This is a genomic window from Geomesophilobacter sediminis, assembly GCF_016458275.1.
Classification (GTDB): Bacteria; Desulfobacterota; Desulfuromonadia; order Geobacterales; family Geobacteraceae; genus Geomesophilobacter; species Geomesophilobacter sediminis.
On sequence record NZ_JAEMHM010000009.1, the window covers coordinates 114301 to 140620 of the forward strand.

At 64.4% G+C, this 26320-nt stretch carries 18 protein-coding genes; 3 read left to right on the plus strand and 15 right to left on the minus strand.

Annotation, left to right across the window (positions count from 1 at the left end; all coding sequences use genetic code 11):
* Nucleotides 1-9: 9 nt before the first annotated feature.
* The 13 genes from JFN93_RS12150 to JFN93_RS12205 all read right to left on the minus strand — a co-directional run bounded on the left by JFN93_RS12150 (nucleotide 10) and on the right by JFN93_RS12205 (nucleotide 14226).
* On the minus strand, nucleotides 10-321 hold the full coding sequence (locus JFN93_RS12150; RefSeq protein ID WP_199384352.1) for a DUF485 domain-containing protein: 312 nt from the start codon (nucleotides 319-321) through the stop codon (nucleotides 10-12).
* Nucleotides 322-409: 88 nt separating this feature from the next.
* Nucleotides 410-1234 carry an IclR family transcriptional regulator gene (locus JFN93_RS12155; protein ID WP_199384353.1) on the minus strand — a complete coding sequence of 275 codons (825 nt, stop codon included), beginning with the start codon at nucleotides 1232-1234 and terminating at the stop codon, nucleotides 410-412.
* A 254-nt stretch (nucleotides 1235-1488) separates the two neighbouring features.
* Nucleotides 1489-1809 carry a hypothetical protein gene (locus tag JFN93_RS12160; protein ID WP_199384354.1) on the minus strand — a complete coding sequence of 107 codons (321 nt, stop codon included), beginning with the start codon at nucleotides 1807-1809 and terminating at the stop codon, nucleotides 1489-1491.
* Nucleotides 1810-2152: 343 nt separating this feature from the next.
* Nucleotides 2153-3274, minus strand: coding sequence for an ABC transporter permease (locus JFN93_RS12165; protein ID WP_199384355.1), 1122 nt, complete (start codon nucleotides 3272-3274; stop codon nucleotides 2153-2155).
* A 2-nt stretch (nucleotides 3275-3276) separates the two neighbouring features.
* The gene (gene rbbA, locus JFN93_RS12170; RefSeq protein WP_199384356.1) at nucleotides 3277-6153 is read right to left on the minus strand and encodes a ribosome-associated ATPase/putative transporter RbbA; all 2877 of its coding nucleotides are present in this window, start codon (nucleotides 6151-6153) and stop codon (nucleotides 3277-3279) included.
* Nucleotides 6150-7223, minus strand: coding sequence for an HlyD family secretion protein (locus tag JFN93_RS12175; RefSeq protein ID WP_199384357.1), 1074 nt, complete (start codon nucleotides 7221-7223; stop codon nucleotides 6150-6152). Before JFN93_RS12175 ends, rbbA begins: the two co-directional genes overlap by 4 nt.
* A gap of 97 nt (nucleotides 7224-7320) precedes the next feature.
* Entirely contained in the window at nucleotides 7321-8370 is a 1050-nt protein-coding gene (locus JFN93_RS12180; RefSeq protein WP_199384358.1) for an HD-GYP domain-containing protein, read from the minus strand.
* A 444-nt stretch (nucleotides 8371-8814) separates the two neighbouring features.
* Nucleotides 8815-9087 carry a hypothetical protein gene (locus tag JFN93_RS12185; protein WP_199384359.1) on the minus strand — a complete coding sequence of 91 codons (273 nt, stop codon included), beginning with the start codon at nucleotides 9085-9087 and terminating at the stop codon, nucleotides 8815-8817.
* Nucleotides 9088-9221: 134 nt separating this feature from the next.
* Nucleotides 9222-10775 carry a DHA2 family efflux MFS transporter permease subunit gene (locus JFN93_RS12190; protein WP_199384360.1) on the minus strand — a complete coding sequence of 518 codons (1554 nt, stop codon included), beginning with the start codon at nucleotides 10773-10775 and terminating at the stop codon, nucleotides 9222-9224.
* A 65-nt stretch (nucleotides 10776-10840) separates the two neighbouring features.
* Nucleotides 10841-11944, minus strand: coding sequence for an HlyD family secretion protein (locus JFN93_RS12195; protein WP_199384361.1), 1104 nt, complete (start codon nucleotides 11942-11944; stop codon nucleotides 10841-10843).
* A gap of 192 nt (nucleotides 11945-12136) precedes the next feature.
* Nucleotides 12137-13408, minus strand: coding sequence for a TolC family protein (locus JFN93_RS12200; protein WP_199384362.1), 1272 nt, complete (start codon nucleotides 13406-13408; stop codon nucleotides 12137-12139).
* Nucleotides 13409-13462: 54 nt separating this feature from the next.
* Nucleotides 13463-13585, minus strand: coding sequence for a hypothetical protein (locus JFN93_RS25790; protein ID WP_268898816.1), 123 nt, complete (start codon nucleotides 13583-13585; stop codon nucleotides 13463-13465).
* Nucleotides 13586-13599: 14 nt separating this feature from the next.
* On the minus strand, nucleotides 13600-14226 hold the full coding sequence (locus JFN93_RS12205) for an NAD(P)H-dependent oxidoreductase (protein ID WP_199384363.1): 627 nt from the start codon (nucleotides 14224-14226) through the stop codon (nucleotides 13600-13602).
* Between the two features lie 375 nt (nucleotides 14227-14601).
* Here JFN93_RS12205 and JFN93_RS12210 point away from each other — a divergent pair, with 375 nt between their 5' ends.
* Complete coding sequence (locus JFN93_RS12210) at nucleotides 14602-16143, plus strand: sigma 54-interacting transcriptional regulator (RefSeq protein WP_199384364.1); 1542 nt, start codon at nucleotides 14602-14604, stop codon at nucleotides 16141-16143.
* Nucleotides 16144-16281: 138 nt separating this feature from the next.
* On the opposite strand, the gene JFN93_RS12215 is transcribed toward JFN93_RS12210, so the two are convergent.
* Nucleotides 16282-18339, minus strand: a complete 2058-nt coding sequence (locus JFN93_RS12215) for a HAMP domain-containing methyl-accepting chemotaxis protein (protein WP_199384365.1) — start codon at nucleotides 18337-18339, stop codon at nucleotides 16282-16284.
* A gap of 603 nt (nucleotides 18340-18942) precedes the next feature.
* Between JFN93_RS12215 and JFN93_RS12220 the strand changes: the two genes are divergently transcribed.
* Together JFN93_RS12220 and JFN93_RS12225 are read left to right on the plus strand one after the other, a co-directional pair.
* The gene (locus JFN93_RS12220; protein ID WP_199384366.1) at nucleotides 18943-19938 is read left to right on the plus strand and encodes an ABC transporter substrate-binding protein; all 996 of its coding nucleotides are present in this window, start codon (nucleotides 18943-18945) and stop codon (nucleotides 19936-19938) included.
* Nucleotides 19935-23483, plus strand: a complete 3549-nt coding sequence (locus tag JFN93_RS12225; protein WP_199384367.1) for a PAS domain-containing protein — start codon at nucleotides 19935-19937, stop codon at nucleotides 23481-23483. The genes JFN93_RS12220 and JFN93_RS12225 overlap by 4 nt, the downstream gene beginning before the upstream one ends.
* Nucleotides 23484-23622: 139 nt before the next feature.
* Here JFN93_RS12225 and JFN93_RS12230 read toward each other — a convergent pair whose 3' ends face one another.
* Nucleotides 23623-25605 carry a PAS domain S-box protein gene (locus JFN93_RS12230; protein ID WP_199384368.1) on the minus strand — a complete coding sequence of 661 codons (1983 nt, stop codon included), beginning with the start codon at nucleotides 25603-25605 and terminating at the stop codon, nucleotides 23623-23625.
* Nucleotides 25606-26320 lie beyond the last annotated feature (715 nt).

Below are 26320 nucleotides of genomic sequence, written 5' to 3' on the forward strand. Positions count from 1 at the left end.
CCCGTCTCCTTATTTGGCGATCTCGTCGATCAGTTCCCGGTTCAGCCGGTCGAAATCCTTGTTGGCAACGTAGGCGTAGTACCCGGCGATCCCCCAGGAAACGAAGAACTGGGAAAGCGCGAAGAGGTACCCCAGGTTGATGGGGCCGACGACCTTGATCTTGAAGATCCCGGGAGCGTAGGCGGCCCCCAGCGGCAGGCAGAAATAATAAACTGTGGAGAAGACCCACCAGCCGAGGAGAAACGCGGTTTTCTTGCGGGAAAGCTCCACGAACTTAGGATTCTTGGCAATAGCCTTCCAATCGTACTTTTGTTGTCCCATAAACAGCTCCTTTGATCTTAGATTGACCGACGGCGAGGCCTCCCGGCCTCCATCACCAGCGACTGCATCATCCTCCTTTGCCGTTTTTTTAAATTTCAGCGCGTGCGTAACCGAAGCGTTCCGATAAAAGCTCGGCCCCTTCCCTTAGGGAGGGGATGATCTCCTTTTCCAGCCGTTCGGTGAGCATCCGGAACGAGGGCCCCAGCATGGTGATGGCTCCGACCACCATTCCGGCGTAATCGCGCACCGCGACCGCGACACTGATGACGCCATCCCCCAGCCCCCCGTGGTCGATGGCGACCCCGGTGGCCCGTATCTGCTGCATCTCCCGGGCAAGCTGATCCAGATCCGGCTGTTTCCCCTTGCGCTCGTCCCTTTTGCAGATCTTTTCCAGAAGGTCCCAGGAATCGACCGCCTTCATGACCTTCCCCGCGGCATTGGTGAAGAAGGGGAACTTCCTGCCGGTCAAGGCCTCGGTCTTTACCGGCTGCAGCGAATCGACCATGTTGAGAAACAGGACCTCGTTGTCCTTGATCACGGTCATGTAGACCGCTTCGTCGTGGGTCCGTGCCAGCTGCTCCAGGATCGGCTGGGCATAGCCGACCAGTTCGGCCCCCCCGGTAGCAGAAGGGGTATCGTTGGAAACCGGCCGGGTGAGGTTGGTGCTGACCAGGAGCTTGCGCGCCAGGGCTGCCGTGTCCGCCCCGAGACGATAGGCGCCGGAACACCGGTTGCGCTCCACCAGCCCCCGTTCGATCAGGGTTGCCAGGAGCCGGTAGATTTTGTTGGGGCTGAACCCGAGGCTTGCGGAGAGAACGGGGAGGGTGATCTCCTCCGGGCTCTCGGCCAGCAGTTCAAGGAGCTCGAGCGCCTTTTTCACGTTGCGAACCGTATAGTCTGTCGTTTCTTGCATTGAGATGACCTTTCCTTGCAGCACCGCCGCAGGATGCAGCTCGCCGGTGGATCCGGCTCATGAAAGCGGACCGGGACCTTTCCCTGGCGAAGGTGCAAACGGTGCGAATTGCCCAAACCGTCGCGCGGCTACGACAGCGCGGACCTCAGGAGCGGGCGCGCAGCAACTGCCGACGCTGGAAACAGGCGCGGACGGACGCACCGGCGCTCTTTGGGGCGTGAGACGGCCTTTTGGGATGAAAGAAAAAGGACGAGCTACGAGAAGGCGGCGAGGGAGATGGGCGGAGCCCGGGGAGGGAGGATGCAGCGGGCCGGCGCGGCGACACCGGTGTACATCGGGATCGGGTGGCGGTAAGGCTCGGCCTGGCGAGCAGGCACGACCAGGGGGGCAGGGAGATCGGCGGCGTGGACCACGGGCGCGCAGGCGAACGACCCCTTGAGCTCCTTCTCGATCACGGCGCGGGGGCGCTGCTTCGGCCCCGGGGTGTGGTCGAGTACCGGGTTCCTCATCCCGAGCATGACGAGGAAGAACGCCGGAACCAAAATCAAAATGGGAAGGAGGATCTTTCTTGGCATCGTGTGCTGATGCTCCCGTAATGGGTGCTGGTGGCCCGAGCCGAAGACCCGGGTGTTTTATTTTGGATAAAAAATATTGGTATCGAAACAGTTCCATTTATAACAGTATTCTACCCTTTTGCAACACATTTCTCTCAACTCGTTCGACATGGCGTTATTTTCCTTAATTTCCCGCACCTTACGCCACTACCAAAACAGAACATTATCCCTCCAAACGCATAGGAGCCCGTAGCGCACAACAAACAAGGGCCCGCGGCATACGCTGCAGGCCCCTGTCTCTCCGCAGGACCGCTCCGTTTTTTACTCTTCCCCCCTGCCCCCCATCCTCACCCCGTCCGAAGCCTCACACCATGGTCCCGATCGTTTTCCTGAAGCGGGCGAGCGAAAGGGAAAAGAGGACGGTGCCGATCACGGCCAGCGAGACGAACTGCGGCCACACCACCTCGAGCCCCGCGCCCCGGTACAGGATCGCCTGGGCCAGGAGCACGAAGTGGGTGTTGGGCGCCGCGAGCATGATGAACCGGATGAACCCGGGCATGCTCTCCCTGGGGGTGACGCTCCCGGAGAGGATCTGCAGCGGCAAGAGGACCAGCATCAGCAACAGGCCGAACTGCGGCATGGAGCGGGCCACGGTGCCGAGGAAGATCCCGAGCGAGGTGGTGGCGAAAAGGTGCAGCGCGGTTCCGGCGACGAACAGGGGGACGGAACCCTCGATCGGCACGCCGAGTACGCCGTGGACCACGAAGACCAGCGACAACACCGACCCGACCAGCACCACCAGCGCCATCGCCCACACCTTACCCGCCATGATCTCGAACGGAGTCACCGGCATCACCAGCAGGTGCTCCACCGTCCCGTGCTCCCGCTCCCGGATCAGCGCCGCCCCGGTCAGCACGATGGAGAGCATGGTGATGTTGTTGATGAGCTCCATCACCGCGCTGAACCAGGACTTGTTCGCCTGCGGGTTGAAGCGCACCCGCAGGGCGAGGTCGACCGGGGAGGAGGCCGCCGAGCGGTGCCGCTGCACGAAGGCGCGGATCTCGCCGTTCACGATCTCCTGGATGTAGCCGCTGCCGGCAAAAGCCTGGGTCATCCGGGTGGCATCCACGTTGAGAAGCAGCCCGGGGCTCCTCCCGGCCAGGACGTCGCGCTGGAAGCCGGGCGGAATGAGGAGCGCGAAGGTGTCGACGCCGGCATCCATGCGGGCGTCCATCTCGGCGAAGGTAGTGAGCCGCGGGGTGAGGAACAGCGGCGGATAGAAGGCATCGGCGATCTCGGCGGAAAGCTGGGAGCGGTCCTCGTCCACGATGGCGATCGGCGCATTGTGCAGGGTGTCCGGCATCGCCGTGGCGAAGGCGTAGATCGCCACGGTGAAGACGTAGACGACCAGCACGATCATGATCGGGTCGCGTGCCAGGCTGCGCAACTCTTTTACCCCGAGATGTACGACGTTGGCGGCACTCATGGTCACCGCTCCTGTTTTTTCAAAAGCGCCGCGCCGAGGGTAATCAAGAGCGGTCCGGCGCAAAGGAGCGGGGGAAACGCCCCCTTGAGCTCCGAAAAACCCAGCCCCTTGGAAAAGACGCCGCGCACCACGACGAGAAAATGCGTGGTGGGATACCACCGGCCGATGAAGGCGCCGATCCCCTCCAGCGAGGAGACCGGCTCGATCATGCCGGAGAACTGGATCGCCGGGAGGATGCTCAGGACCGCGGTTCCGAAGAGCGCGGCGACCTGGGTCCGCATGAAGGCGGAGACGACGAGGCCGAAGGCGGTGGCGACGACGGCATACAAAAAGGCCGCGGCAGTGAGGGCGGAGAGGCTCCCCTTGAGCGGGATTTCGAAGACCGAAACGGCAAGCAGCACCAGCAGCGCGAAGTTCAGCATGGTCACCACCAGGTAGGGGATCTGCTTGCCGAGCAGAAATTCCAGCCGGGTGACCGGGGTCACGTAGAGATTGACGATGGAGCCGAGCTCCTTTTCCCGCACCACCGACAGCGCGGTCAGCATGGCGGGGATCAGCATCAGCAGGAGCGGGATCATCCCCGGCGCCATGGCCGGGAGGCTCTTGACGTCGGGGTTGTAGCGGAACCGGGTCTCGATGACCGCCAGCGGCAGCGCCGGGGCGGCGCTGGAGCGCTGCCGCGCCTGGGTCGCCAGCCAATGGGCGTGCATCCCCAGCACGTAGCCGCGCACCGTCTCGCCCCGGGTCGGCATCGCCCCGTCGATCCAGGCCCCCACCGAGACGGGGGTGCCGCGCTCGAGGTCGCGGGCGAAGCCGGGGGGGATCTCGATGCCCAGGCTGATCTCGCCGGAGCGCATGCGCCGGTCCAGGTCGGCGTAATCCTTGAGGGGAGGGCGCATGCTGAAGTAGCGCGAACCGGAGATGTTGTCGAGGTAGTCGCGACTGAGCGGGGTCTGGTCCCGGTCGAGGTAGGCGAAAGCGAGCTTCTCCACGTCGAGGTTGATCCCGAACCCCATGACCAGCATCAGGATCATGCTCCCCACCAGGGCGAGGGTGAGCCGGATCGGGTCGCGGCGCAGCTCCAGCGACTCCCGCCGGGTATAGCTGTAGAGCCGGCGCAGGCTGAAACCGGCCGGTGCCGGTGCCGCCTGGGCCGCGGTTTCTGGAACCGGGGTCCCGGTCGCGACGGCCGCCGCAGCTCCCCCGGCGCCGCCCGCAGCCTCTTCCCCGGTGCCGCCTCCGGCACCTCCCGTCCTGATCACGCCCCCCCCTGCCCCGGTCACCGCCCCTGCCGGCTCCGTTTCGGCTGATGCGGCGGCGTTCGCCTCCTCCAGATACCCGATGAAGGCCTGTTCCAGCGTATCGGCCCCCCGCGCGGCGACCAGGGCCCCCGGCGCGTCGCTCACCAGCACCCGGCCGGCGTGCATCAGGGAGATCCGGTCGCAGCGCTCGGCCTCGTTCATGAAATGGGTGGAAATGAAGATGGTGACCCGGTCCCGGCGCGCCAGGTCGATCATGATCTGCCAGAAGCCGTCCCGCGCCACCGGATCCACCCCCGAGGTCGGCTCGTCGAGGATCAGCATCTCCGGGCCGTGGATCATCGCCACGGCGAGGGAGAGGCGCTGGCGCTGCCCCAAAGGGAGCGATTCGGGGAGGGCATCCATCACGCTTTCCAGGCCGAAGCGCTCGGCCATCTCCCGCACCCGCGCCGCGATCCGCGCCTCGGGAATCCGGAACAGGCGGGCGTGCAGCACCAGGTTTTGGCGCACGGTGAGCTCGGTGTAGAGGGAAAAGGACTGGGACATGTAGCCGACGCGGCGGCGGGTATCGAGGTCGCGGGGATCGACGGGGCGGCCGAAGAGGGAGGCCGTTCCTTCGCTTGCCTCCAAAAGGCCGGTGAGCATCTTCATGGTGGTGGTCTTGCCGCAGCCGTTGGAGCCGAGAAAGCCGAAGATCTCCCCCTGCCCGATCCGGAAGCTGACGTGGTCGACGGCAACGAACTCCCCGAAGCGCATGGTAAGGTCGTGGGCCTCGATGACGGTGGTGCCGGCGGCATCGTCGGGACGGGGGGGAATGACGAGGGCACGGTGTCCCGCGCGCTGCTCGGGGGGCAAAAGGGCGATGAAGGCTTCTTCCAGAGATGCAGCGCCGGACTGATCCAGGAGCTCGCGCGGGGTCCCGGTGGCGAGGATGCCGCCGGCGTTCATTGCCACCAGCCAGTCGAAACGGGCCGCCTCTTCCATGTAGGCGGTGGCGATGAGGACGCTCATCCCGGCGCGGCCGCCCCGGATCCGCTCGACCAGCTCCCAGAACTGCCGGCGCGAGAGCGGATCGACCCCGGTGGTCGGCTCATCCAGAACCAGGAGGTCCGGGTCGTGGATCAGCGCGCAGCAAAGCCCCAGCTTCTGCTTCATCCCGCCGGAGAGCTTGCCGGCCGGACGGTCGGCGAAGGGGGCGAGCCCGGTCGCCGCGAGAAGCTCGGCGATGCGCCGCTGCCGCTCGCGCGTCCCGTGGCCGAAGAGCCGCCCGAAGAAGTCGACGTTTTCGAAGACGGAAAGGGTGGGATAGAGGTTCTTCCCCAGCCCCTGCGGCATGTAGGCGACCCGCGGGCAGACCGCGCGGCGGTGCCGGGGGTCGGCCATGTCCCCGCCCAGGACCTCGATCCGCCCCCCCTGCCCGGCGCGCGAGCCGGCGATGAGCGAGAAGAGGCTCGATTTGCCCACCCCGTCCGGTCCGATGACGCCGACCATGCAACCGGCCGGGATCGCCAGGTCGACCGAGCCGAGGGCGACGGTAGCGCCGTAACGCAGGGAGACGCCGGCCAGGCGCGCCACCGGGGGGGGTGCTTCCCTCGGCGCTGTGGCCGCCTCCGCGCTCATTGCGGGATCCTCACCTGCAGGCGTGCCGGCCAGGGGACGGCGGGATCGAGCTTGACGTAGGCGACCCCGGGGAGGCCGGTCTTCACGCGGGTGATGTGCTTTTGCAGGAGATCGGCGGGGATGTGGGCCCGCACCCGGAACATGAGCTTTTCGCGCTCCGAGGCGGTCTCCACCGTCTTGGGGGTGAACTGGGCGACGTCGGCCACGAAGGAGACCTGCGCCGGGATGACGTAGCCGGGGGCGGCATCGAGGATGAGCCGGACCTCGCTTCCCAGCGGCACCCGGCCTGCTGCGCTGGTGGGGAGAAAGAAGGTCATGTAGACGTCAGTCAGGTCGACCAGGCTCAGCACCCGCCCTCCCGCGCCGACCACCTCGCCCGGCTGGGCCACCCGGTACTGCACCCGCCCGCTGCGGGGCGCCTTGAGCGAGCTGTCCCTGAGGTCCGCCTCGATCCCGGCAACCACGGCCTGCGCCGCCTCGACCTCGGCCTTGGCCCCGGCGATCTGGCTTTTGGCGGTGGTGACCGAGGCCTCGGCCGCGGCTACCTGGGCCCGGGCCGCACTGACCGCCGCCGCGACGCCGGCAACCCTCGTGGCATCGTCGTCGGCGGCCTGCCGGGTCATCGCCCCCTTTTCCGCCAGGGCCGCGGAACGGGCAGCATGCTGGCGGGCGTTGACCTGTTCCGCCTCGCGCTGCCGGACCAACGCCAGGACCGCCCGCTTTTCGCTTACCCGCTGGGCAAGCTGGCTTTCGGCGGTGGCAACCGCCTGCCGGGCCAGTCTCAGTTGCGCCTGGGCCTGACGGAGGTGGGCCTCCATGGTTTCGGTATCCATGGAAGCCACGATCTGCCCGGCGGCGACGAAATCGCCCTCCTTGGCGACGATCTCGCGGACCCGCCCGGGGCTCTTCGCCGCGACCTCGATCTCGGTCGCCTCGATCCGCCCGTTACCGCTGACCAGGCCGTTGCCGTCGCCGCGCCCGGCGTACTTTTCCCAGGCAATGGTCCCGGCGATGCCGATCACGATGACTGCTGCGACTGCAATGACTGCTTTCCTACGTTGCGTCGTCATGGCTTGATTCCCCCGCGAGGTCCCAACGACTGCCACTACTCAGAACTCAGTTACCACAGCGATCCGCTCCGATGCCTGCCCGGGCGAATCGCGCTGGTTAAGCCCCCTCCCCCGCCTGAAAATGCCGGGCATATCCCTTTCCAAACAGCGCGAAGCAGGCATCTGCCACCGCCGCATCGTAGGCGGTTCCGCGAGCTTGCTTCAGGTGCTGCAGCGCCACCTCCGTCCCCTTGGCCGGACGGTACGGGCGAAAAGAAGAAATCGACTCAACGGCATCGGCAACCGCCACCACCCGCGCCTGGCGCAGGATCTCGTCGCCGCGCAACCCCTGCGGGTAACCGGTTCCGTCCTGGCGTTCATGGTGTTGCCGAACGATGTCAGCGACCGGCCACGGGAATTCGATCTCCCGCAGGATCTCGTACCCCGCCTGGGGATGGGTCCGGACCAGCGCCAGCTCCAGCTCGGACAGCTCCCCCGGTTTGCTCAGGATTTCGCTCGGGACGTAGAGCTTGCCTATGTCGTGGATCACCGCCGCGGTCCAAATCCCCTTGATCCCGTCGGCGTCGAACCAGTCCAACTCCCCGGCAATGGCGCAGGCCAGCTCGGCCACCCGCGCCTGGTGCCCCGCGGTGTACGGATCCCTTTTCTCGATGGCGGTGGCAAGAGCGTGCACCGTCTCGTCCACGACCCGGACCATCTTGGCCAAGCTCTCCTGGAGCGCATTCTCGAGGGCCAGCTTTGCCGTGATGTCATAGATGATGGCAACGGTGCCGATTACCGTACCGGCCGCGTCGAGGACCGGAGCCGTGGAAAAGCTGATATGGATGGTGGCGCCGTCTTTGCGGATGGCGGTCATCGGCAGCGAATGGAACACCTCCCGGAGCAGGGCTCGGGCCCGGTACTCCTCGTACATCTGCCACCCCTTATCGGAAAAGGCCCGGATCGGGCGGCCGACCACCTCGTCCTCCCGCCATCCGGTGATTGCCTCGGCCGCTTTGTTCCACAGCCGAATCACCCCTTCGGTATCGACCGCCAGTATTCCTTGGGGAGAAGACTCGAACAGGGCATGGAGCGTCTCCCGGCTCACCCGGGCATCGGGGTTCCAGTTCACGTTGGCAACTGCACCGGGTTCGGGAGACGTCGTCATGGCACTACCCCTTAACTTCCTGGCAGAAGGGACACCACTGGGTCTGGCGATGCCTCAGAAAAACACTTGCGTTTTTCATGGCTTGTAGGAGCGACATTCTTGTCGCGATCAACCTGGGGCAATCGCGACCGGAATGTCGCTCCCACAGGAAATCCTTATTGTCGGCCCATTGCCAAGGCTTTTAATCGGTCCCCAAAAAAGATCATCCCGCCTCAGATCTCACAAAATGAATCCCCACAGAGAAATCCACCGTCAGACCAAAAGATCGGGATGCCCTGACAGTGTATCCCCGATGGTGTGGATTGCATCATCTTACGCCTGACAGCATAACCTTCCCGGAACGGTCCATTAGCGCGCCGCGCTGTGATAGAAGCCGGTCGCGTCTTGTCAATGCGGCGGAGGCTATCGAGAGCCCCATCGTCATGCAAACGGCGCCCGGACCGGTCACTTCAGGCCGGGGGACTCGTCGGCGTGCTCCGGGTAACAGAGGCGGAAGTTGAGAAAGGCGAAGAGATTCACTGCGAAGAGGTGCGTGTCGCCCATTGACGTGGAACGCCAACCGGGATGCAGCGCGTGAACCTCAGCAAAATCAGGCCACCAGGCTTGCCGCTCGCTCCAGTCCGCCAGTGCGGTAAAACCCGGGTCGGCGAAGACGGTTCCGCCGGGAATGGTAAGCCGTGATCCAAAGTAATCGTTGATTCGATCGTGGGTGATCATCCTTTATCTCCGATAGAAATTGCCGCAGCGCGGTACCTATAAACCGGTTCTAATGCGCGCCTGAAAAGGCGCTCCCACAGAGTGAGCAACTCATCTGCCGGGTCGCCAAAGAAGTTCCGCCCAGATCCCGGGCATCAGTGCGCCGCGATCCCTCCGGCGCCGGGAGTGCCTCTTTTCAACAGCAGCAGGAAGGGGAGCACGACCAGAAAGGCGATCCCAAGCACCCAGAAGATCCGGTTGCAGGAGAGGATCGCCGCCTGCTGCTGAACGATCCGGTACAGCATGGCAAGGCCCATCCGGTCGGCGCTCACCGGGTCGAGCCCCCGGGCCGCAAACCCCTGGGCCAGGGACTGGGCCTTCTGCTGGTAAACCGGGTTGTACGGGTTGATCTGCCCCACCATCTGGGTCTGCTGCACCTGGGAAAAGCGGGACAGCATGGTCGCCGTCGCCGCGATCCCCACGCTCCCTCCGATGTTGCGCAAGAGGCTGAAGAGCCCGGTGGCGTCCCCCATCTGCTCCGGCTTGATGCCGCCGAGGGTGAGGGTGGTGAGCGGGACGAAGAGAAGCGCCATCCCTACGCCGGCGAGGACCCTTGGGCCGATGAAGTCGGCGTAGGCAACGTCGAGGGGGAAGCCGCGATAAATGAACATGGACCACGCCGATACGATGAGCCCGGCGGCGACGATTTTCCTTCCGTCCAGCTTGCTGCTCGCTACGGCGGCGGCCGGCATCAAGAGCAAGGTCGCCATGCCACCGGGCGCAAGCACCATCCCCGCCTGGGTCGCGGTGTACCCCATCATGCTCTGCAAAAGAAGCGGGATCAGCATGAGCGACCCGTAGAGGCCGAAGCCGGCGATGAACATGACCAGGTTGCCCGCCGAAAAGCCGACATCCTTGAAAAGCCGCAGGTTGACGATCGGGTGCGGGTGTTTCAGCTCCACGTAGACCATGAGGAGCAGGGTTACCACGGAAAGAACCGAACAGCCGACGATGAACGGCGAGCTGAACCAGTCGTCCTGCTGCCCCTTGTCCAAAACGATCTGGAGCGCACCGATTCCCACGGTCAAGAAGAGGAGTCCCAGGTAGTCGACCTGGGCGCGGGCCCGCTTCAGGTAGGGGGGATCGAAGACGAAGGTCCCCACCATTAAAAGCGCCACGATGCCGACCGGGACGTTGATGTAGAAGATCCAGCGCCAGCTCAGGTTGTCGGTGATCCACCCCCCCAGCGCGGGGCCGATGATCGGGCCGAACATCACCCCGACGCCGAAGATCGCATTCCCCATCGCCTGCTGGTTTTTGGGGAAGCTTTCCAGAAGGATCGCCTGGCTGATCGGGATCAGTGCCCCGCCGGCCGCCCCCTGGACCACCCGGAAGAAGATGAGGGTGGCGAGGTTGGGTGCCGCGCCGCACAAAAGCGAGGCGAGGGTGAAGAGGACGGTGCAGGTCATCAGGAAGCGTTTTCTGCCGAACATGCGGGAGAGCCAGCCGGTGATGGGGAGCACCACGGCGTTGCTTACCATGTAGGAGGTGAGCACCCAGGTCACCTCGTCGGTCCCTGCGTTGAGACTCCCCTGCATGCTCGGCAGGGCTACGTTGGCGACCGAGGTGTCGATCACCTCCATGAGCGCCGGCAGCATCACCGCGAGCGCGATCACCCATTTGTTGGTTCCGGTTTCTTGTTCCGACATGGGAAGTCCTTTTGATTCAGCCCTCTCCCAGAGGGAGAGGGAGGTACGGTCTCACGCAATTACAGCTAGGAAAGGTGGAGCAGGTCGCGGATGATGGCTCCGGTTGAGCGCTCCACCTGGATCTCGGGGGTCACGCTCATGCCGACCCGCAACGCGCTCTGCAGCTGGTCGGCACGGTCGATGGCGATCTTCACCGGCACCCGCTGCACCACCTTCACGTAGTTGCCGGTGGCGTTCTCCGGAGGGAGAAGCGAGAAGGCGGCGCCGGTTCCGGCCATGACGCTTTCCACCTTGCCGGTGAACTCCCTTCCGGGATAGGCATCGACGCGGAAGATGACCTTCTGGCCGGGACGGACGTGGGTCAGCTGGCTTTCCTTGTAATTCGCGGTGATCCACGCCTGGGACAGCGGCACCACGGCCAGAAGCGGCTGCCCCGACTGGACCCGGTTCCCCGGCTCCACCGCCTTGCGGGTGACGTAGCCGTCGGCCGGGGCACAGATTCTCGTGTAGGAAAGGTTCAGCTGTTCCTGCTCCAGGGCCGAGCGGCGCTGCGCCTCGCGCGCGCCGGGGCGTCCCTTGCCGACCAGGCCGACGGACGCCTGGGCTCGGCGCACCCCTTCCTTCGCCTCCTGGACCTGGGCCGCCGCGACGGTCTCGTCGGTCCGGCGCCGGTCCAACTGCTCGGCCGGCATCACCTCGCGCTGCACCAGCGCCTCGGCGCGCTTTCTATCGAGCTGCGCCTGGGCGAGCTGAGCCTCGGCCCGTTCCAACTGGGCCTGGGCGGCCGCTACCTGGGCAAGGTCGCCGGCAGTATCGTTGCGGGTGACATCCAGATCCGCCTGGGCGGTCGCCACCCGCACCGCGTAGTCACGGTTGTCCAGCACCACCAGGAGATCCCCCTTGTGGACGAACTGGTTGTCCTGGACCAGCACCTTTTCCACCGTCCCCGGAACGCGCGCCGCCACCGAGTGAACGTGGGACTCGACGAAAGCGTCATCGGTCCCGATATGCCGCTGTCCTTCGACCCACCAGGCACCTCCGCCGACCGCTGCCGCAACCGCCACCGCACCGGCCACGGCCCGGACCAGGATCTTTCGGCCCAGTCCCTTCGACGCCACCTGCTCTTCCTTATCTTCCACTTCGCCCGGTACTTCGATTACCTCTTCCATTGCTGCCTCCGTTTCATATCGGTGCCCCCGTTTCCCCCCCTTGACAAAGGGGGGCCGGGGGAATTTGCCTTTAAGGTTGGTCCTGAGGATCCCCATCATCACGCTGTGTTGCGAGCTTGCGCTTCCGCGCGCAACCCCCTTGAAGGGGAGGGGACGCCGGGATCACTGTCATCTGTTGGGATAGTTCCATTTTCACAGGATGCCGAGCGCCTTTTTGATCCTCGCCTGAGCGACCTGCCGGTCGAAGAGCGCCTGGAAGTAGTCGGTCCGGGCCTGGGTGAGCAGGGTCTGGGCGTCGACCACGTCGGTCGATGTCCCCATCTGCTCCTCGTAGCGGGTCCGGTTCAGGCGCAGGTTTTCCTCGGCCTGCCCCACCGCCTTTTCCGTGGTCGCGATCCGCTGCCGGGCCACCTGGGCGTCGTGCACCGCCGTCTGGTATTCCAGCCGCGCCGATTGCTCGACGTCGCGCAGGTTCTCCTCCTGCTGCGAGCGGGCCTGGACCGCCTGGCGCAGCCGCGCCTCCTTGGCCTTGCCGTCGAAGACGTTGAAGCGGACTCCGACGGTGGCAGCGAGGATGGCGGGTTCCTCGACGTAACGGTTCTGGGTGTAATCGAGTCCCGCCCGCAGGTAGAACTCGGGGCGGAAGTTCGCCTTTTGCTCGGTGACCGCCGCCTCGCTTGCGGCTACCGAGGCCCGCGCCGCCTTCAATTCCGGTCGCTCGCCAAGGCGGGCGGCCGCCGTGGCGTCGTTTACCTCCGGTTCGGCAGGCGGCAGATCCTGCAATTGGGCACGCTGGACCGGCTCGCGTCCGGTCAGGTTGTTGAGGAGCAGCCAGGTGTTGTCGAGCTGGCGGGCGATCTCCAGGCGGCGCTGCTTGCTGTTGGCGAGCTTGACCTCGGCCTGCAGGACGTCGTTTCGGGTGACTACCCCCTGCTGGTATTTGCTCTGTGCGTCGGTGAGATGCCCCCCCATCTGGCGCACCTCCTCGTCGGCGGCGGCAAGGAGCTGCTCCGTTTCCAGGATGCCGTAGTAGGCCTGGACCACCCTCAGGAAGACCTCCTGTTCACGGGCCCGGTACTCCTGGCGGGCCGCCTCGGTCCCGGCACGGGCCCGGTCGACGCGGGATGCGGTCCGGCCGAAATCGTAGAGGGTCTGATCGATCCCCGCGGAGAAGAAGGCGTAGTCGGCCTGCTGGGTCGGCGCGGTAAATCCGCCGACCGACATCGACTGCGGTTCCAGCTGGGCGGTGTAGCCACCGTTAAGATCGATGCGGGGCAGGTAACCGCTCGCCGCGACCTTCTCGTCCTCGGCGGCGATCCGGCTCTGGTAGGCGTAGGTTTTCAAGGTCTGGTTGCGGCGTGCCGCGCTCTCCAGGCTCTGCTGCAGGGTGAGCGTCTCCGCTCCCGCGGCGGTTGCCAGCCCAACTACCAGGGCGATGCTCAAACTTACGATCTGCTTCAACATTAGTGCTCCCGTTTCCTTGTCATTGCTTCCCCCTCTTCAGGGAGGAAAAACCAACTACTTCTCCCGGTCCCGCGTCCGGCCCACCCCGGCCTCGTGCTCGTTTTTCTTCCGCTGCACGAGGGCCACCAGGACCACCGCGCTCCAAACCAGGACCGTCATGCCGACGAGTATGCTCATTGCCGTTTCCACGGTCAGAACCTGAGCGCCAGGTCCATCAGCCGGCGTCGGGCCGCCTGGTAATTCTCGTCGTCGCCCCCATCCATATCGTCTCCCTCCAGAAGCACCGACTCCTGGTCGGTCACCCCGAAGAAGTTGAGCAGGGACCGGAGGTAGCCGATGCTCTGGTCCGCCTCCTTGCCGTAGCTGAAGGGGGCGGCATGAAGGTGCAGCGATTTCTTCCACTCCCCCGGGAGCATGCCTTCGGCTCCGTACGGCGTCAGCCGGTAGGTCCGGTTCGGGACGCAGATCGTATCGACGTAGACCTTGAACTCGGCGGGGAGCCAGAGGTTCAGGCTGTGGGTGACGAAGATGTACTTGTCGCAGCCGCCGAACTGGTCCGCGAGCTGCCAGATGCGGCTCATCTTGCGGCGTTCGTCGTCGGTGAGGATGCTGCAGCCTTCGCCGCGCACGATCTTCTTGAGCGCGCTGTAGACGTCCTGGTCGAAGCGCTGGATGTTGTCGCGGTAAAGGTCCAGGATGCGGACCTCGTCGCGCGGGTTCCAGCGCAGGTACTCTTCGAGGAACTGGTACCCCAGCGAAAGGGTACGGGAGCGTCCCTGCGGCGAGAGGTTGCAGGTGACGTAAAGAACGTTGGCCATGATGTTTCTCCTTAGCATAGGCACCGATGCATACTAATTAGCTAGGAACATGCCAGCTGCTAACATCATGTCTTTTCAGGTAGTTACCTCGGTGGACCAGACCATTCCACAAAATGCTGCGGTTAGGACCCTCATATTCCGTGATTTGCTGAAATAATCATGGTATATTGCGGTTCACTTGTCGTGCGGGAGTCCCTTTCCTCGTGTGATTAACCGCAACCGTTGTCGCCGCCTTCGGCGGATCGCGCCAGGAATGGCACTCCCACAGGGTTGGCAGACAATTGCCTGGGGCAACTTCTTTCACGGGGATCATTGCATCAAGAAAACTACTGAGGGCATCGCGCAGCGAGCGTGGCGCCAGGGGTGGGCAGGAAAATGGACTTTAAACAGGAAGAATTCCTCAAGGAGATTACCTTCAGGATCTGCAGCAGCCTGCAGATTAAGGAAGCGCTGCGCAGCACTTTTGATTACCTGCGGCTGCATTTTCCGCTCGACGAGCTTTTCCTCAGCATTCTCGACCTCCGCCTCAATGCGGTGCGCCGGATCGCCTACGTCGGGCCCGACGAGATCGCCGCCCCGGATGAGATCGTGCCGCTTCCGGAATCGGTGCTGGACGAGATCAACAGCCGGGATTACTCGGCCCCGTTTATCATGACCGCCGGAGACGACGATTTCCTGGTCCGCACCATGGGGCCACGCTTCAAACTGGAGGGGAACACCGATCTCATCGTCCCCTTGGTCATCAATGGCGAGAAGCTCGGCGCGCTGACGCTGCGGGCCTGGGGGGAAGGGAGATACACCGCGGAGCAGGCAGAACTGCTGGGGAGGGTCGCGCAACCTTTTGCCATCGCCTTGGCGAACGCGCTGGCGCACGAGGAGGTGCTCCGCTACCGCGACATCCTGCTCGACGACAACCGCTTTTTGAACCGTGAGCTCTACGGGCAGTCGGTGGACGAGATCATCGGCGGGAGCACGGGGCTGCGCAACGTCATGGAGGCGGTGCAGCAGGTGGCGCCGCTCAACAACACGGTGCTCCTTTTGGGCGAGACGGGGACCGGGAAAGAGCTGATCGCCAACGCGATCCACTTCTCGTCGCCGCGCAAGGACGGCCCCTTCATCAAGGTGAACTGCGGGGCGATCCCGGAGAACCTCATCGACAGCGAGCTTTTCGGCCACGAGCGGGGAGCCTTTACCGGCGCACTCACCGAGCGGAGGGGGCGCTTCGAGCGCGCCGAGGGGGGAACCATCTTCCTGGACGAGATCGGGGAACTCCCGCTCCCCGCCCAGGTACGGCTGTTGCGGGTGCTGCAAAACCGCGAGGTGGAACGGGTGGGGGGCAAGCGACCGATACCGGTGAACATACGGGTGATCGCCGCCACGCACCGCAACCTGCAGAACATGATCGCGGACGGCAACTTTCGGGAGGACCTCTGGTTCCGGCTGAACGGATTTCCGATCATGGTGCCGCCGGTGCGGCAGCGCAAGGAGGACGTGCCGGCCCTGGTGCGCCACTTCATCACCGCGAAAAGCCGCGAGCTCGGGGTGGGCAACCCGCCGTCGGTCGCGCCCGGGGCCCTGCTGCGCCTGATGGATTACAACTGGCCCGGCAACGTGCGCGAACTGGAGAATCTCGTGGAGCGCGAGCTGATCCGCCATCGCGGCGGTGCGCTTACCTTCGACGCAGTGCTGGCCGGTGCCGGGGCGCAGGCGGTGTCGGCCGCCGAGCGCGGGCCGGCGTCCGAGCTCCCGCTGAGGCTCGACGACGCCATCGCCGCCCACCTGGGCCGGGTGCTGGAATTGAGCAAGGGGAAGATCTACGGACCGGGCGGCGCAGCCGAGCTTTTGGACATGAACCCGAACACCCTGCGCTGGCGCCTGGACAAGCTCGGCATCAAGTACCGCCGGCGCGACCGGTGACGTTGTGAGGGGAAACCCGGCCTCGGGAGAGCACTAACCGCTCTCATACATTGCGACCTACCTCGGCGCAAAAAGGGGCCACCGCTGTGTGCGGTGGCCCCTTTTGTGTGTGGCCTGCTGCCTGCTAGGTTTCCGGCATCAGAACCTTTCGAAGGCCTCGTCCCCCCCCAGGTCGATGGGGGTGCCCAAAAGCGGCTGGGCTGCTGCCTGCGGTTGGGGCGCGGCCTGCTTCGCCGCCGAACTCTTCTTGGGCGCGGCCAGGGCGCGCCGCGGTTCGGGTCGCACCCGCCGGGTCTCCTCACCGACACTGAAGAAGCCGATGGTCGCCTGGAGCTGTTCGGACTGGGAAGCGAGCTCCTCGGCGGTCGAGGACATCTCCTCGGCAGACGAGGCGTTGTGCTGGATCACCTGGTCGAGCTGCTGGATCGCCTTGTTGATCTGCTCGGCACCGGTATCCTGCTCGCGGCTCGCCGCCGCAATCTCCTGCACCAGCTCCGCGGTCCGCTGGATGTCCGGGAGCATCCGGGTGAGCATCTCGCCCGCCTGCTCGGCCACCTCGACGCTCGAAGAGGAGAGCTCGGAGATCTCACCGGCCGCCTTCTGGGAGCGCTCGGCCAGCTTTCTCACCTCGCTCGCCACCACCGCAAACCCCTTGCCGTGCTCCCCGGCCCGCGCCGCCTCGATGGCGGCATTGAGGGCGAGCAGGTTGGTCTGGCGGGCAATCTCCTCGATGATCGAGATCTTGCCGGCGATCTCCTTCATCGCATGCACGGTCTGGGCGACCGCCTTGCCCCCTTCCTGGGCGTCGGTCGCGGCCTGTACCGCGATCTTTTCGGTCTGGATGGCGTTGTCCGCGTTCTGCCGGATGTTGGCCGACATCTCTTCCATCGCCGAGGAAGCTTCCTCGGCCGATGCCGCCTGCTCGGTCGCTCCCTGGGAGAGTTCTTCGGCCCCCGACGACATCTGCTGGCTTCCCGCCGCGACGTTGTCGGCCGCGCTCTTCACCTCCTGCACCACCTCGGAAAGCTTCTCCACCATGCTGGAGAGCGACCGCATCAGGTCGTCCTCGTCGGAGCGGACTTTCAGCTGCACCGTCAGATCCCCCTGGGCGACCTTGGTGGCGGCGCAGGTGATGTCGTTGGTGGAGCGGATCAACATGTTCAGGTTGTCCTTGATCTCGTTGAAATCTCCGGGATAGGTCTCGGTGATCAGTGGCGGCATCTGCCCCCGGGAGATCTGCTGCACGTAGCGGGCCGCGACGTTGAGCGGTCCGATCACCGCGTCGAGGGTCCCGTTGACCCCCTCGATCACCTCCCGGTAGGCCCCCTGGTGTTTCCCGGCATCGGCCCGGGTGGCGAGCTTTCCGGCCACCGCCGCGTGGGAGAGGACGGTGCTGTCGGCAACCAGCGCCTTGATGCTTTCCGCCATCACCCGCATCGACGCGAGAAGCCGCCCGGTCTCGTCCTTGGAGCTCTCCTCGATCCGGGCCGACAGGTCGCCCCGGGCGAGCTGGTCCGCCACCGCCACTCCCTGGGCGAGAGCGGTGCTGATCAGGCGGGCAACCAGCACCGCCAGGAAGGTGCCGGAAAGGATGGCCACCAGGATCACCGCTCCGATCATCAAACGGGAACTCTTATAGGTGGCGATGGCGTGCTGGTAGGCCCCCTCGGCCCCCTTCTCGTTCAGGACGATGTCCTTGTGCAGCACATCGATGACCTCGCCGAAGGCCTTGCTCGAATCGCCGCGCAAAAGTACCAGCGCCTCCTGGTGCTTCCCCTCGTTGCTCAGGGCATGCTGCTTCTTCGCCACCTCGAGATAGGCGGCCCAACTGGCGGCGAACTGTTCGGAGAGCTTCTTCTCCTCCGGGGAGGTGACCATCTTTTCGTACTCGGCGGTGGTCTGCTTCACGATGTCGATCTGCCCCTCCATCTTCTTTTCCCACTTGCCCAGGTCGGCACTGTTGGTGGAGAGGACGTGCTGGAACTCGAACCGCCGGTACTCGTTCACCAGCGCCTCGAGCCGCCCCAGGGTCTTCACGCTCGGCAGCCAATTGGTGGCGATGTCGACGGTCGAGTTGTTCACCCGGGCCAGTTGCCAGATGGAAAATCCCCCCAGAAACGCGGTGAGCGCGAGAACGACCAGGACCACCGTCAGAATCTTCCCGCTGATTCTCAAATTCTTAAACCATTGCACCATATCCCTCCCCGTACCAAGTTATTGTGCAGCCCTCTGCCTCTACAGTTCTGGTACGGTTATCGGCGACCAGCAACAGAAGCTTTAAATATAACCGCTCAATTTTCTTGTTATTTTTAAATTATAAAAAACCTATAATTTGAGTTCTCTATAGGTACGATCCTGGCCGATTCCATGCGTCGCGAAGCCGCCAAAAGTAATGGAATGGTAACGTTTACGTAAGCCGGAACGTTACCTTAAGGAAACAATCAGGATTTAACCGTTTGCGGCTTCTGCTTGGCAAGGATGGTAGGACAACTTCTTTTTATTAGATTGACCAAAACGCTACTGCTTGTTTGTATTTTTTAATTTAAAGATTCTATGCCTGCTCCACATCTAAACTCTGAGCACCTGCCTTCTTGAAACCAAGGCACAACCATCGGCAGATTGTAATTTTCAAACCCTCTGAGATAATGAAGAGGATCGTCTCTGACCAACAATCCTTCCCCGGTCCTGACGCTATGATATGAATGTATCCATGCCTCACTGATGTCACCCTGCGGGAAATGCACGCTTCCTGAATGAAAGAGAGAAACACCGTGAGCTGCTGCCTTCCCAGGAGGCGCCATGTCGGGGAACGGACCCTCAACCTGCTGTAGCCGCCGCAACTTCCTTACCGGGCTCGGCACCCTCCTCCTTTTGCCGCTCTTTGCCGGCTGTAGCCGACGTTCCCCCTTGCGCGTCGCCGCTCATCTTTGGCCCGGCTACGAACCGCTCTTCCTCGCCCAGCGGGAAGGGTGGTTGTCCCGAGCCGACGTCGTATTTCTCGAGACTGCTTCGGCGACCATGTCGCTTGAGGAGTTGAAGGAAGGACGGGCGGACGCCGCCTGCCTGACCCTGGATGAAATGCTCCGTGGCAGAGGCTACGGGATTCCCCTTACCGCGGTTACGGTATTCGACGTCTCGGCCGGGGCAGACGCGGTACTGGCAGGGCCCGGCATTGGGGAGCTGAAGGACCTGGCGGGCCGGCGGGTCGCGGTGGAGGAAGGTGCGCTCGGGGCCTACGTCCTGGCGATGCTGCTCCAGCAATCCGGTTTGCGCCGGGAGCAGCTTCGCGTCATCTCCTGCCCAGGCGACACGCATCGGGACGCTTGGCAACGCCACGAGTTCGACGCCGTCATTACCTACGAACCTACAGCCACCCTGCTTGAGAATGCGGGAATGCACCGGATTTTCGACAGCCGCCGTCTTCCCGGAGCCATCGTGGACGTGCTCGCGGTCCGCAGTAACCTGCTGCACTCCCAAGCCGCCGCAATAAAGCACCTCCTCGTCGGATATTTCCGTGCCCAGTCCCACTTGAAGCACAATCCCCAGGACGCCGCCTACCGCATGGCAGGCCACCTGAAGCTCCCAGCCGAAGAGCTCCTCGCCAGCTTCAAGGGGCTGGAACTCCCCGGTCTGCAGGCGAACCGCCTGTACCTATCGGGCAAGGAACCGCTGTTGGCGGCCTCGGCACGGTCGATGATGAAGGTGATGCTGGCCGCGGGGCTGCTCAAAGTTGTGGACCCGCTGCAGCAGCTTGCCAGCAGCGCTTTTCTGCCATCGGAAGAGGTGTGGCCATGATCCGTATCCGGTCGACCGCCGCCGCACTGCTGTTTCTCGTGCTGGCAGGTATCGCTGAAGCTAGCGCCGCTCCGGCAAACGAACTCACCCTTGGCGTGCTCGCCATCCGCGAGAAATCCGGATTACAGCAACCCTGGCAGCCGCTGGCCGACCTCCTCACCGAAAAACTCCCGGGATACGCGGTGCGTTTGACCCTATTGGACCATCAGGAGATGATCACCGCCCTCCAGCGTCACGAACTCGATTTCGTACTCACCAACCCGTCGCAATACATCTTCTTCCGGGAGCGGTTCGGTTTTGCCGGGCTACTTGCCTCGGTGATCACCGTAGCGGGAGACCAGCGGCTAAGATCCTTCGGCGGGGTCATCTTCACCCGCGCTGATCGAACCGACATCAAGAGCCTCGCCGACATCAGCGGCAAGAAGATTGCCTGCGTCAACAGCCGGACCTCCGCCTTTGGCGGGTACCAGATGCAGCTTTTGGAGCTCCGGCATGCCGGGCTTCAGCCGCCGCCCCGTGAACTGCTGCTGGACACCGGGACACCGCATGATCGCGTGATCCAGGCGGTATTGGACCGACGCGCGGAGGTCGGCTTTGTCCGCACCGGCATCATCGAGCAGATGGCCCGGGAAGGAAAAGTCGATCCGAAGCGGCTGAAGGTCCTCAACCGCCAGGAGCTCATCGGGTACCCGTATCTGTGCTCCACGCGCCTTTACCCCGAGTGGGCCTTCATCGCCCTGCCCCACGTGGACGACCGACTCGCCGCCAAAGTCGCGGCGATCCTGCTCGGGATGGAGCACGGTCTCCCCAGGATGCGCGCCGCCGGTATCTACGGGTTCACCCCCCCCGCCGATTACGAGCCGGTAGAACGGCTGCTGCGGGAGCTGCGCCAGCCACCCTACGACGTGGTCCCCTCCTTCACCCTGGCCGACATCTGGACGCGCTTTCCCTGGTGGCTCGCCGGGATCGGCGCCGCCGCGCTGGTCATCCTCCTGCTCGCCCTGCAGCTTTTGTTCACCAACCGCAGGCTCCGAGGGGCCAAGGAGGAGTTGGCCGGCCGACTCGAGGAGCTGACCCGCTCCGAAGATGCGCTGCGGCGCTTGAACCGGGAGCTGCGCGCGATCAGCGACTGCAACCAGGTCCTGGTGCGGGCCCAGGACGAACAGACCCTGCTCGACGAGGTCTGCCGCATCATCTGCGCCGAGGCCGGGTACCGGATGGCCTGGGTCGGTTATGCGGAACACGACGAGTCGCGCTCGGTTCGCCCGGTGGCCTCGGGAGGCGGGGGAAACGGCTATCTCGCCACCGCCGCGATCACCTGGGGCGAAAGCGGACGCGGCCTCGGGCCGACCGGCACGGCAATCCGCACCGGAGAAAGCGTATGCGTCCAGGATTTCATCTCCGATCCGCGGGTGGGCCCTTGGCGGGAAGATGCGCTGCAGCGAGGCTTTCGGGCTTCGGTTTCCCTGCCGCTCAAGGGTGAGGAACAGCAGGTTTTCGGCGTCCTGGTCATCTATTCCCCCGAGCCCAACTCCTTCAACCCGGAAGAGGTGCGCCTTTTGGAGGAGCTCGCCGGCGATCTCGCCTTCGGCATCACAACGCTGCGCCTGCGCACCTCGCGCCGTCAGGCCGACGCTGACCTGCAGGCGAGCGAAGAGCGGTTTCGCAAGCTGAGCGAGTCCTCCCCGATCGGGATCTACGAGACCGACGCGGCGGGCCGGGCCCTCTACCTGAACGACAAGTGGTGCGAGATGGCCGGTCTCCCGCGCGAGGAGGCGCTCGGTACCGGATGGGCGAAGGCCTTGCACCCGGAGGACCGGGAACGGGTGCTTACCGAGTGGGGTGGCTGCGTCGAGCGCCGATCCGCCTTCGCCAGCGAGTTCCGGTTCGTCACGCCCGGGGGAGAGCTCCGCTACATCCTGTCCCACGGAGTTCCGGTCCGCTCCGCCCAAGGGGAGGTGGTCGGCTACGTCGGCGCCAACGAGGACATCACCGAGCTCAGGCGGTCGGAGGAGGCGCTGCGCTCCAGCGAGCGGCGGCTTTCGCTCGCCTTTTCCGCCACCGCCGATGCCATCTGGGAGTGGAACGTCCGGACCGGCGAAACCTACTACAGCCCCCGTTGGTACCAGATGCTCGGCTACGACCCGGGCGAGCTCCCCATGAAGTTTGATACCTGGAAGTCCCTTTGCCAGCCCGACGACCTCGACGTCGCCGTGGAAAAACTTGCGGCCACGCTCGCCACGCCGGACGGGACCGGCTACCACGCCGAGTTCCGGATGCGCCACAAATCCGGCGCCTGGCTCTGGATCATGGGTCGGGGCAACGTCGTGGAGCGTGACGAAAACGGGCAGCCGCTCACGGTCAGCGGGACCAACACCGACATCACCGAAAGGAAAAACCTCGAGGCACAGCTGCACCAGTCGCAGAAGATGGAGTCGATCGGGCGGCTGGCCGGCGGGGTGGCGCACGATTTCAACAACATGCTGACGGTCATCGCCGGCAGCGCCGAAATCGCCAAGCTCAAGGTGTCGCCCACCGATCCGGTCTGGGAAAACCTGGACCAGATCACCAAGGCGGCGGAACGCTCCAGCCAGATCACCCGACAACTCCTGGCATTTTCCCGCAAACAGGCGATTGCCCCGAAACGCACCGACATCAACTCTTTGATCAAGGATTCGGAGAAGAACCTGGGGCGGCTGATCGGCGAGGACGTAAAGCTGACCTTCAAGCCGGGGCACGACCTCTGGCCGGTTCTGATCGACCCGTCGCAGGTCGACCAGGTGCTGATGAACCTCTCGGTGAACGCCCGGGATGCCATGCCCAACGGCGGGTCCCTCACCATCGAAACCGGCAACGTCGCCATCAACGAAGGTTACAGCCAGCAGCACCTCGACGCCCGGCCCGGCGAGTACGTGCAGCTGATCGTGAGCGATACCGGCTGCGGCATGGACCGGGAGACCCGGGAGCATATCTTCGAACCCTTTTTCACCACCAAGGCGACCGGCCATGGCACCGGCCTCGGTCTGGCCACGGTGTACGGTGCCGTGACCCAAAACGGCGGGTTCATCAACTGCTACAGCGAGATCGGCCGCGGCACCGTCTTCCGGATCTACTTCCCCCGGCTTGTCGACGAGGCCGCGCCGCGGGAAGAGGTGCCGCAGCCGGCCCCGGTCTCCGGAACCGGCACCATCCTTTTGGTCGAGGACGAGGAGGCCCTGCTGCAGATGGCGGCCCAGATGCTCGAACAGATCGGCTACACGGTAATCCAGGCCCAGTCGCCGCAGGTGGCGATCACCCTGGTGCAGCAGGAGGAGCGGCCGATCGACCTGGTGCTGACCGACGTGGTGATGCCGGCGATGAACGGCAAGGAGATGGTGGACCGGATCCGGGAGCTGCGCCCCGGGATCCGGGTCCTGTTCATGTCCGGCTACACCTCCGACATCCTGGCCCAGCGCGGGATCTCCGAGGAGGGGGCGCAGTTCATCCAGAAACCCCTGGGGATGCAGCAGCTCAGCGAAAAGGTGAAGGCGATGCTGACCGCCTAGGGGAGGCTCCGCGGCAATGCAAAAGGGCCACGGCGTGATTGCCGTGGCCCTTTTCGAAATGACCGCCTACGTTTGATCTCCCCTTTGGCAAAGGGGGACTTCACCCCCGCCTCAGGAGACCCGGACTACCGTTCACCGGCTACTGATTCACGGAAACGGGCTGGCGCACCGGCAGGGTGACCGTCACCCGGGTCCCCTTCCCCACCGTGCTGCGCACGTCGATTTCCCCGTGGTGCCGCTTGATGATGCCGTAGCTCACGGTGAGCCCGAGCCCGGGCCCCTTCCCGGCCGGCTTGGTGGTGAAGAAGGGGTCGAAGATCTTGCCCAGGTTGTGGGCGGGGATGCCGCAGCCGTTGTCCCGGATCTCGATCGCGATCCGGGGGATGTCGGCATATTTCTTCAGCTTCCGGGTGGCGATCTCGATCTCGCCCCCTTCCGCAAGGGCGTTTTTGGCGTTTTGCAAGAGGTTCACGAACACCTCCAAAAGCTTCACGAAATCCGCCTCGACCGGGGGGAGCTCCGGTTCGATCTTCCACTGCACCTGGACCCCCATCTCGCGGTACTGCTCCCCCATGATCTCCAGGGTGTCCTTGAGCACCTGGTTCACGTCGGTGGGAGTGAAGTTGCACCGGGTCTGGGTGGTGAAGCGGCTCAAATCCTCCACCACCTTCTGGCAGCGCCGGGCCGCGCTCTCCATGCTCTCCAGGACGTCGACCTCCTCCATGAGCGACGGGACGATCGGCTGCGCCAGGGCGGAGCCCCGCAGCATCTGGATCGCGCCGAGGATGCCGGCGATCGGGTTGTTCAGCTCGTGCGAGGCTCCGGCGATGACCTCGGCCAGGGTGGTCATCTTCTCGGACTGGATCAGCTTCGCCTGCGCCTCTTTCAGGTGCCGCGTCTTCTCCTCCACCTTCTTCTCAAGCTTCAGGTTCCACTCGCGCCGCTCCGCTTCGACCCGCTTGCGCTCGGTGATGTCCCGGATGATGACCTGCGTGGCCGGTTTGCCGTGGAAGGTGATGCTGGTTCCGCTCGCCTCGACGTCGAGGACGGTGCCGTCGCAGCAGAGGATTTTCTGTTCCAGAAGCGGCGACGCGCAGCTGGTTTCCAGCACGGTCCGGATCCGCTGGGCCACCTGCTCCCGGTAATCGGGATGGATCAGCGATAGGACCTCGACCCCGATCAGATCCTCCGGGGTGCCGGCCCGGAACAGCTTGAGCGCCTGGGTATTGGCGTAGCGGTACGTTCCTTCGCTTTGCACCAGGATCGCCTCGGGGGCGTTTTCCACCAGCTTGCGGTAGCGTTCCTCGCTTTGCTGCAGCTCCCGCTCCATGGTCTTGCGCTCGGTGATGTCCCGGAAGATCCCCCGGGTCACCTGCGGCTCCCCGTCCACGACGCAACAGTTGATGCTCCCCTCGAGGTCGACGATCCGTCCGTCCTTGGCCACGAACTGCACCTCGACGCGCGGGATGTTTTCTCCGGAGAGGATGCGCTGGAACATCAGGCTGCACCGGTTGCGGCACCCCTCGCTGATCACGTCGAAGACCTTGAGCTTGACCACTTCCGCGTCGGAGTACCCGAGGGTCTCCTTCCAGGCCCGGTTGACGTAGAGATAACGCCCGTCGGGGGCCACGCTCTGGATCAGGTCGTTCGCGTTTTCCAACAGATCGCGGTACTGCTCCTGGCTTTCGCGCAGCGATTTCTCCACCGACTTGAGCCTCGAGATGTCGACGAAGCTCTCCACCAGGTGCAGCCGCCCCCGAAGAGTCGCCCGCGCCACGGTCTTCACGATGGGGACGCATTCGCCCCGGGCGTTGAGGAGCTTGCGCTCGGCGTTGTCCAGGGTCTGTCCCAGGTCGATGATGGGGCACGGCTCCGGGTCGTCCGGGCAGACGAACCTGCGGCAGAGTTCACCGACCACCCGCTCCCGGGGATGGCCGATCAATTCCAGTGCCTTCGGGTTCGCGTCGACGATGACATGCGTCTCCGCGTCGACGATGAAGATCCCCACCTGGGCAGTGGCGAAGACGGCCGCCAGACGCTCCCGGTTCTCTTCGAGCTCTCCCGCAACGTCGCCTATCGTTTCGATTCCGGCCACCTGGGCCTTCGCTATGGTGTTTTGCATCGCGGCTCCCGCTCTTTACTTTTTTCCCCCAGACAAAGGTACCGCTGGCGTAGTGGCAAAGCTCGATAGTCCCCCTTTGCGAAGGGGGATTTAGCGCTGTGGCAACCTGATCCCGAGGGGCACCGAATTCAAATCCCCCCTGCCCCCCCCTTCGCAAAGGGGGTAACTGAACGGTCTTTTGTTTGCGGGATGATCCGGCTGACGATCCGTTCTTTTCCACTGCCCGTAGTGTTTGGCGTCATGCACAGATCCTGCCAGCAACGGGGGATGGCGTCGGAGGAGTATTATCGATAAAAACGATATATATGCACACTGAGATCGGCGGCACGCATCATGCTTTGACGTCAACGGGAACTGGTTGCGCTGGGGCGACCAGTTCCCAGCGGGCAAAGTAGCCGTCGGCAGGGCTGGCGCGGACACGACACGCCAGCCGCCTGGAATCAGAAGGGTTTTCCGAAGTCCCCGGGGCGCGAAGCATTGAACGGAGCCGGACGGCTCCTCCCGGTGCCGATCGCACCAGTTGGGGCAAATCACCGAGTTACCTCCCCTCTGCTGCGACATTTGCCCCGGCTAACCTGCGACCCAGGGTTGCCGGCTTTTCGGGGACCGGAAGTGGGGCATATCACCCAATCGGGTGAAATCCCCCACCCGGTTTTCGGGGCGAGCCCCCCGCCGCCCCCCCTGCGTGAAATCCTCCCCGGGGACTCGTCCGGGT

Excerpts from the sequence above, each read along its gene's own strand:
- JFN93_RS12150 (WP_199384352.1), bottom strand. The coding sequence starts at position 321 with ATGGGACAACAAAAGTACGATTGGAAGGCTATTGCCAAGAATCCTAAG.
- JFN93_RS12155 (WP_199384353.1), bottom strand. The coding sequence starts at position 1,234 with ATGCAAGAAACGACAGACTATACGGTTCGCAACGTGAAAAAGGCGCTC.
- JFN93_RS12160 (WP_199384354.1), bottom strand. The coding sequence starts at position 1,809 with ATGCCAAGAAAGATCCTCCTTCCCATTTTGATTTTGGTTCCGGCGTTC.
- JFN93_RS12165 (WP_199384355.1), bottom strand. The coding sequence starts at position 3,274 with ATGAGTGCCGCCAACGTCGTACATCTCGGGGTAAAAGAGTTGCGCAGC.
- rbbA (WP_199384356.1), bottom strand. The coding sequence starts at position 6,153 with ATGAGCGCGGAGGCGGCCACAGCGCCGAGGGAAGCACCCCCCCCGGTG.
- JFN93_RS12175 (WP_199384357.1), bottom strand. The coding sequence starts at position 7,223 with ATGACGACGCAACGTAGGAAAGCAGTCATTGCAGTCGCAGCAGTCATC.
- JFN93_RS12180 (WP_199384358.1), bottom strand. The coding sequence starts at position 8,370 with ATGACGACGTCTCCCGAACCCGGTGCAGTTGCCAACGTGAACTGGAAC.
- JFN93_RS12185 (WP_199384359.1), bottom strand. The coding sequence starts at position 9,087 with ATGATCACCCACGATCGAATCAACGATTACTTTGGATCACGGCTTACC.
- JFN93_RS12190 (WP_199384360.1), bottom strand. The coding sequence starts at position 10,775 with ATGTCGGAACAAGAAACCGGAACCAACAAATGGGTGATCGCGCTCGCG.
- JFN93_RS12195 (WP_199384361.1), bottom strand. The coding sequence starts at position 11,944 with ATGGAAGAGGTAATCGAAGTACCGGGCGAAGTGGAAGATAAGGAAGAG.
- JFN93_RS12200 (WP_199384362.1), bottom strand. The coding sequence starts at position 13,408 with ATGTTGAAGCAGATCGTAAGTTTGAGCATCGCCCTGGTAGTTGGGCTG.
- JFN93_RS25790 (WP_268898816.1), bottom strand. The coding sequence starts at position 13,585 with ATGAGCATACTCGTCGGCATGACGGTCCTGGTTTGGAGCGCGGTGGTC.
- JFN93_RS12205 (WP_199384363.1), bottom strand. The coding sequence starts at position 14,226 with ATGGCCAACGTTCTTTACGTCACCTGCAACCTCTCGCCGCAGGGACGC.
- JFN93_RS12210 (WP_199384364.1), top strand. The coding sequence starts at position 14,602 with ATGGACTTTAAACAGGAAGAATTCCTCAAGGAGATTACCTTCAGGATC.
- JFN93_RS12215 (WP_199384365.1), bottom strand. The coding sequence starts at position 18,339 with ATGGTGCAATGGTTTAAGAATTTGAGAATCAGCGGGAAGATTCTGACG.
- JFN93_RS12220 (WP_199384366.1), top strand. The coding sequence starts at position 18,943 with ATGTCGGGGAACGGACCCTCAACCTGCTGTAGCCGCCGCAACTTCCTT.
- JFN93_RS12225 (WP_199384367.1), top strand. The coding sequence starts at position 19,935 with ATGATCCGTATCCGGTCGACCGCCGCCGCACTGCTGTTTCTCGTGCTG.
- JFN93_RS12230 (WP_199384368.1), bottom strand. The coding sequence starts at position 25,605 with ATGCAAAACACCATAGCGAAGGCCCAGGTGGCCGGAATCGAAACGATA.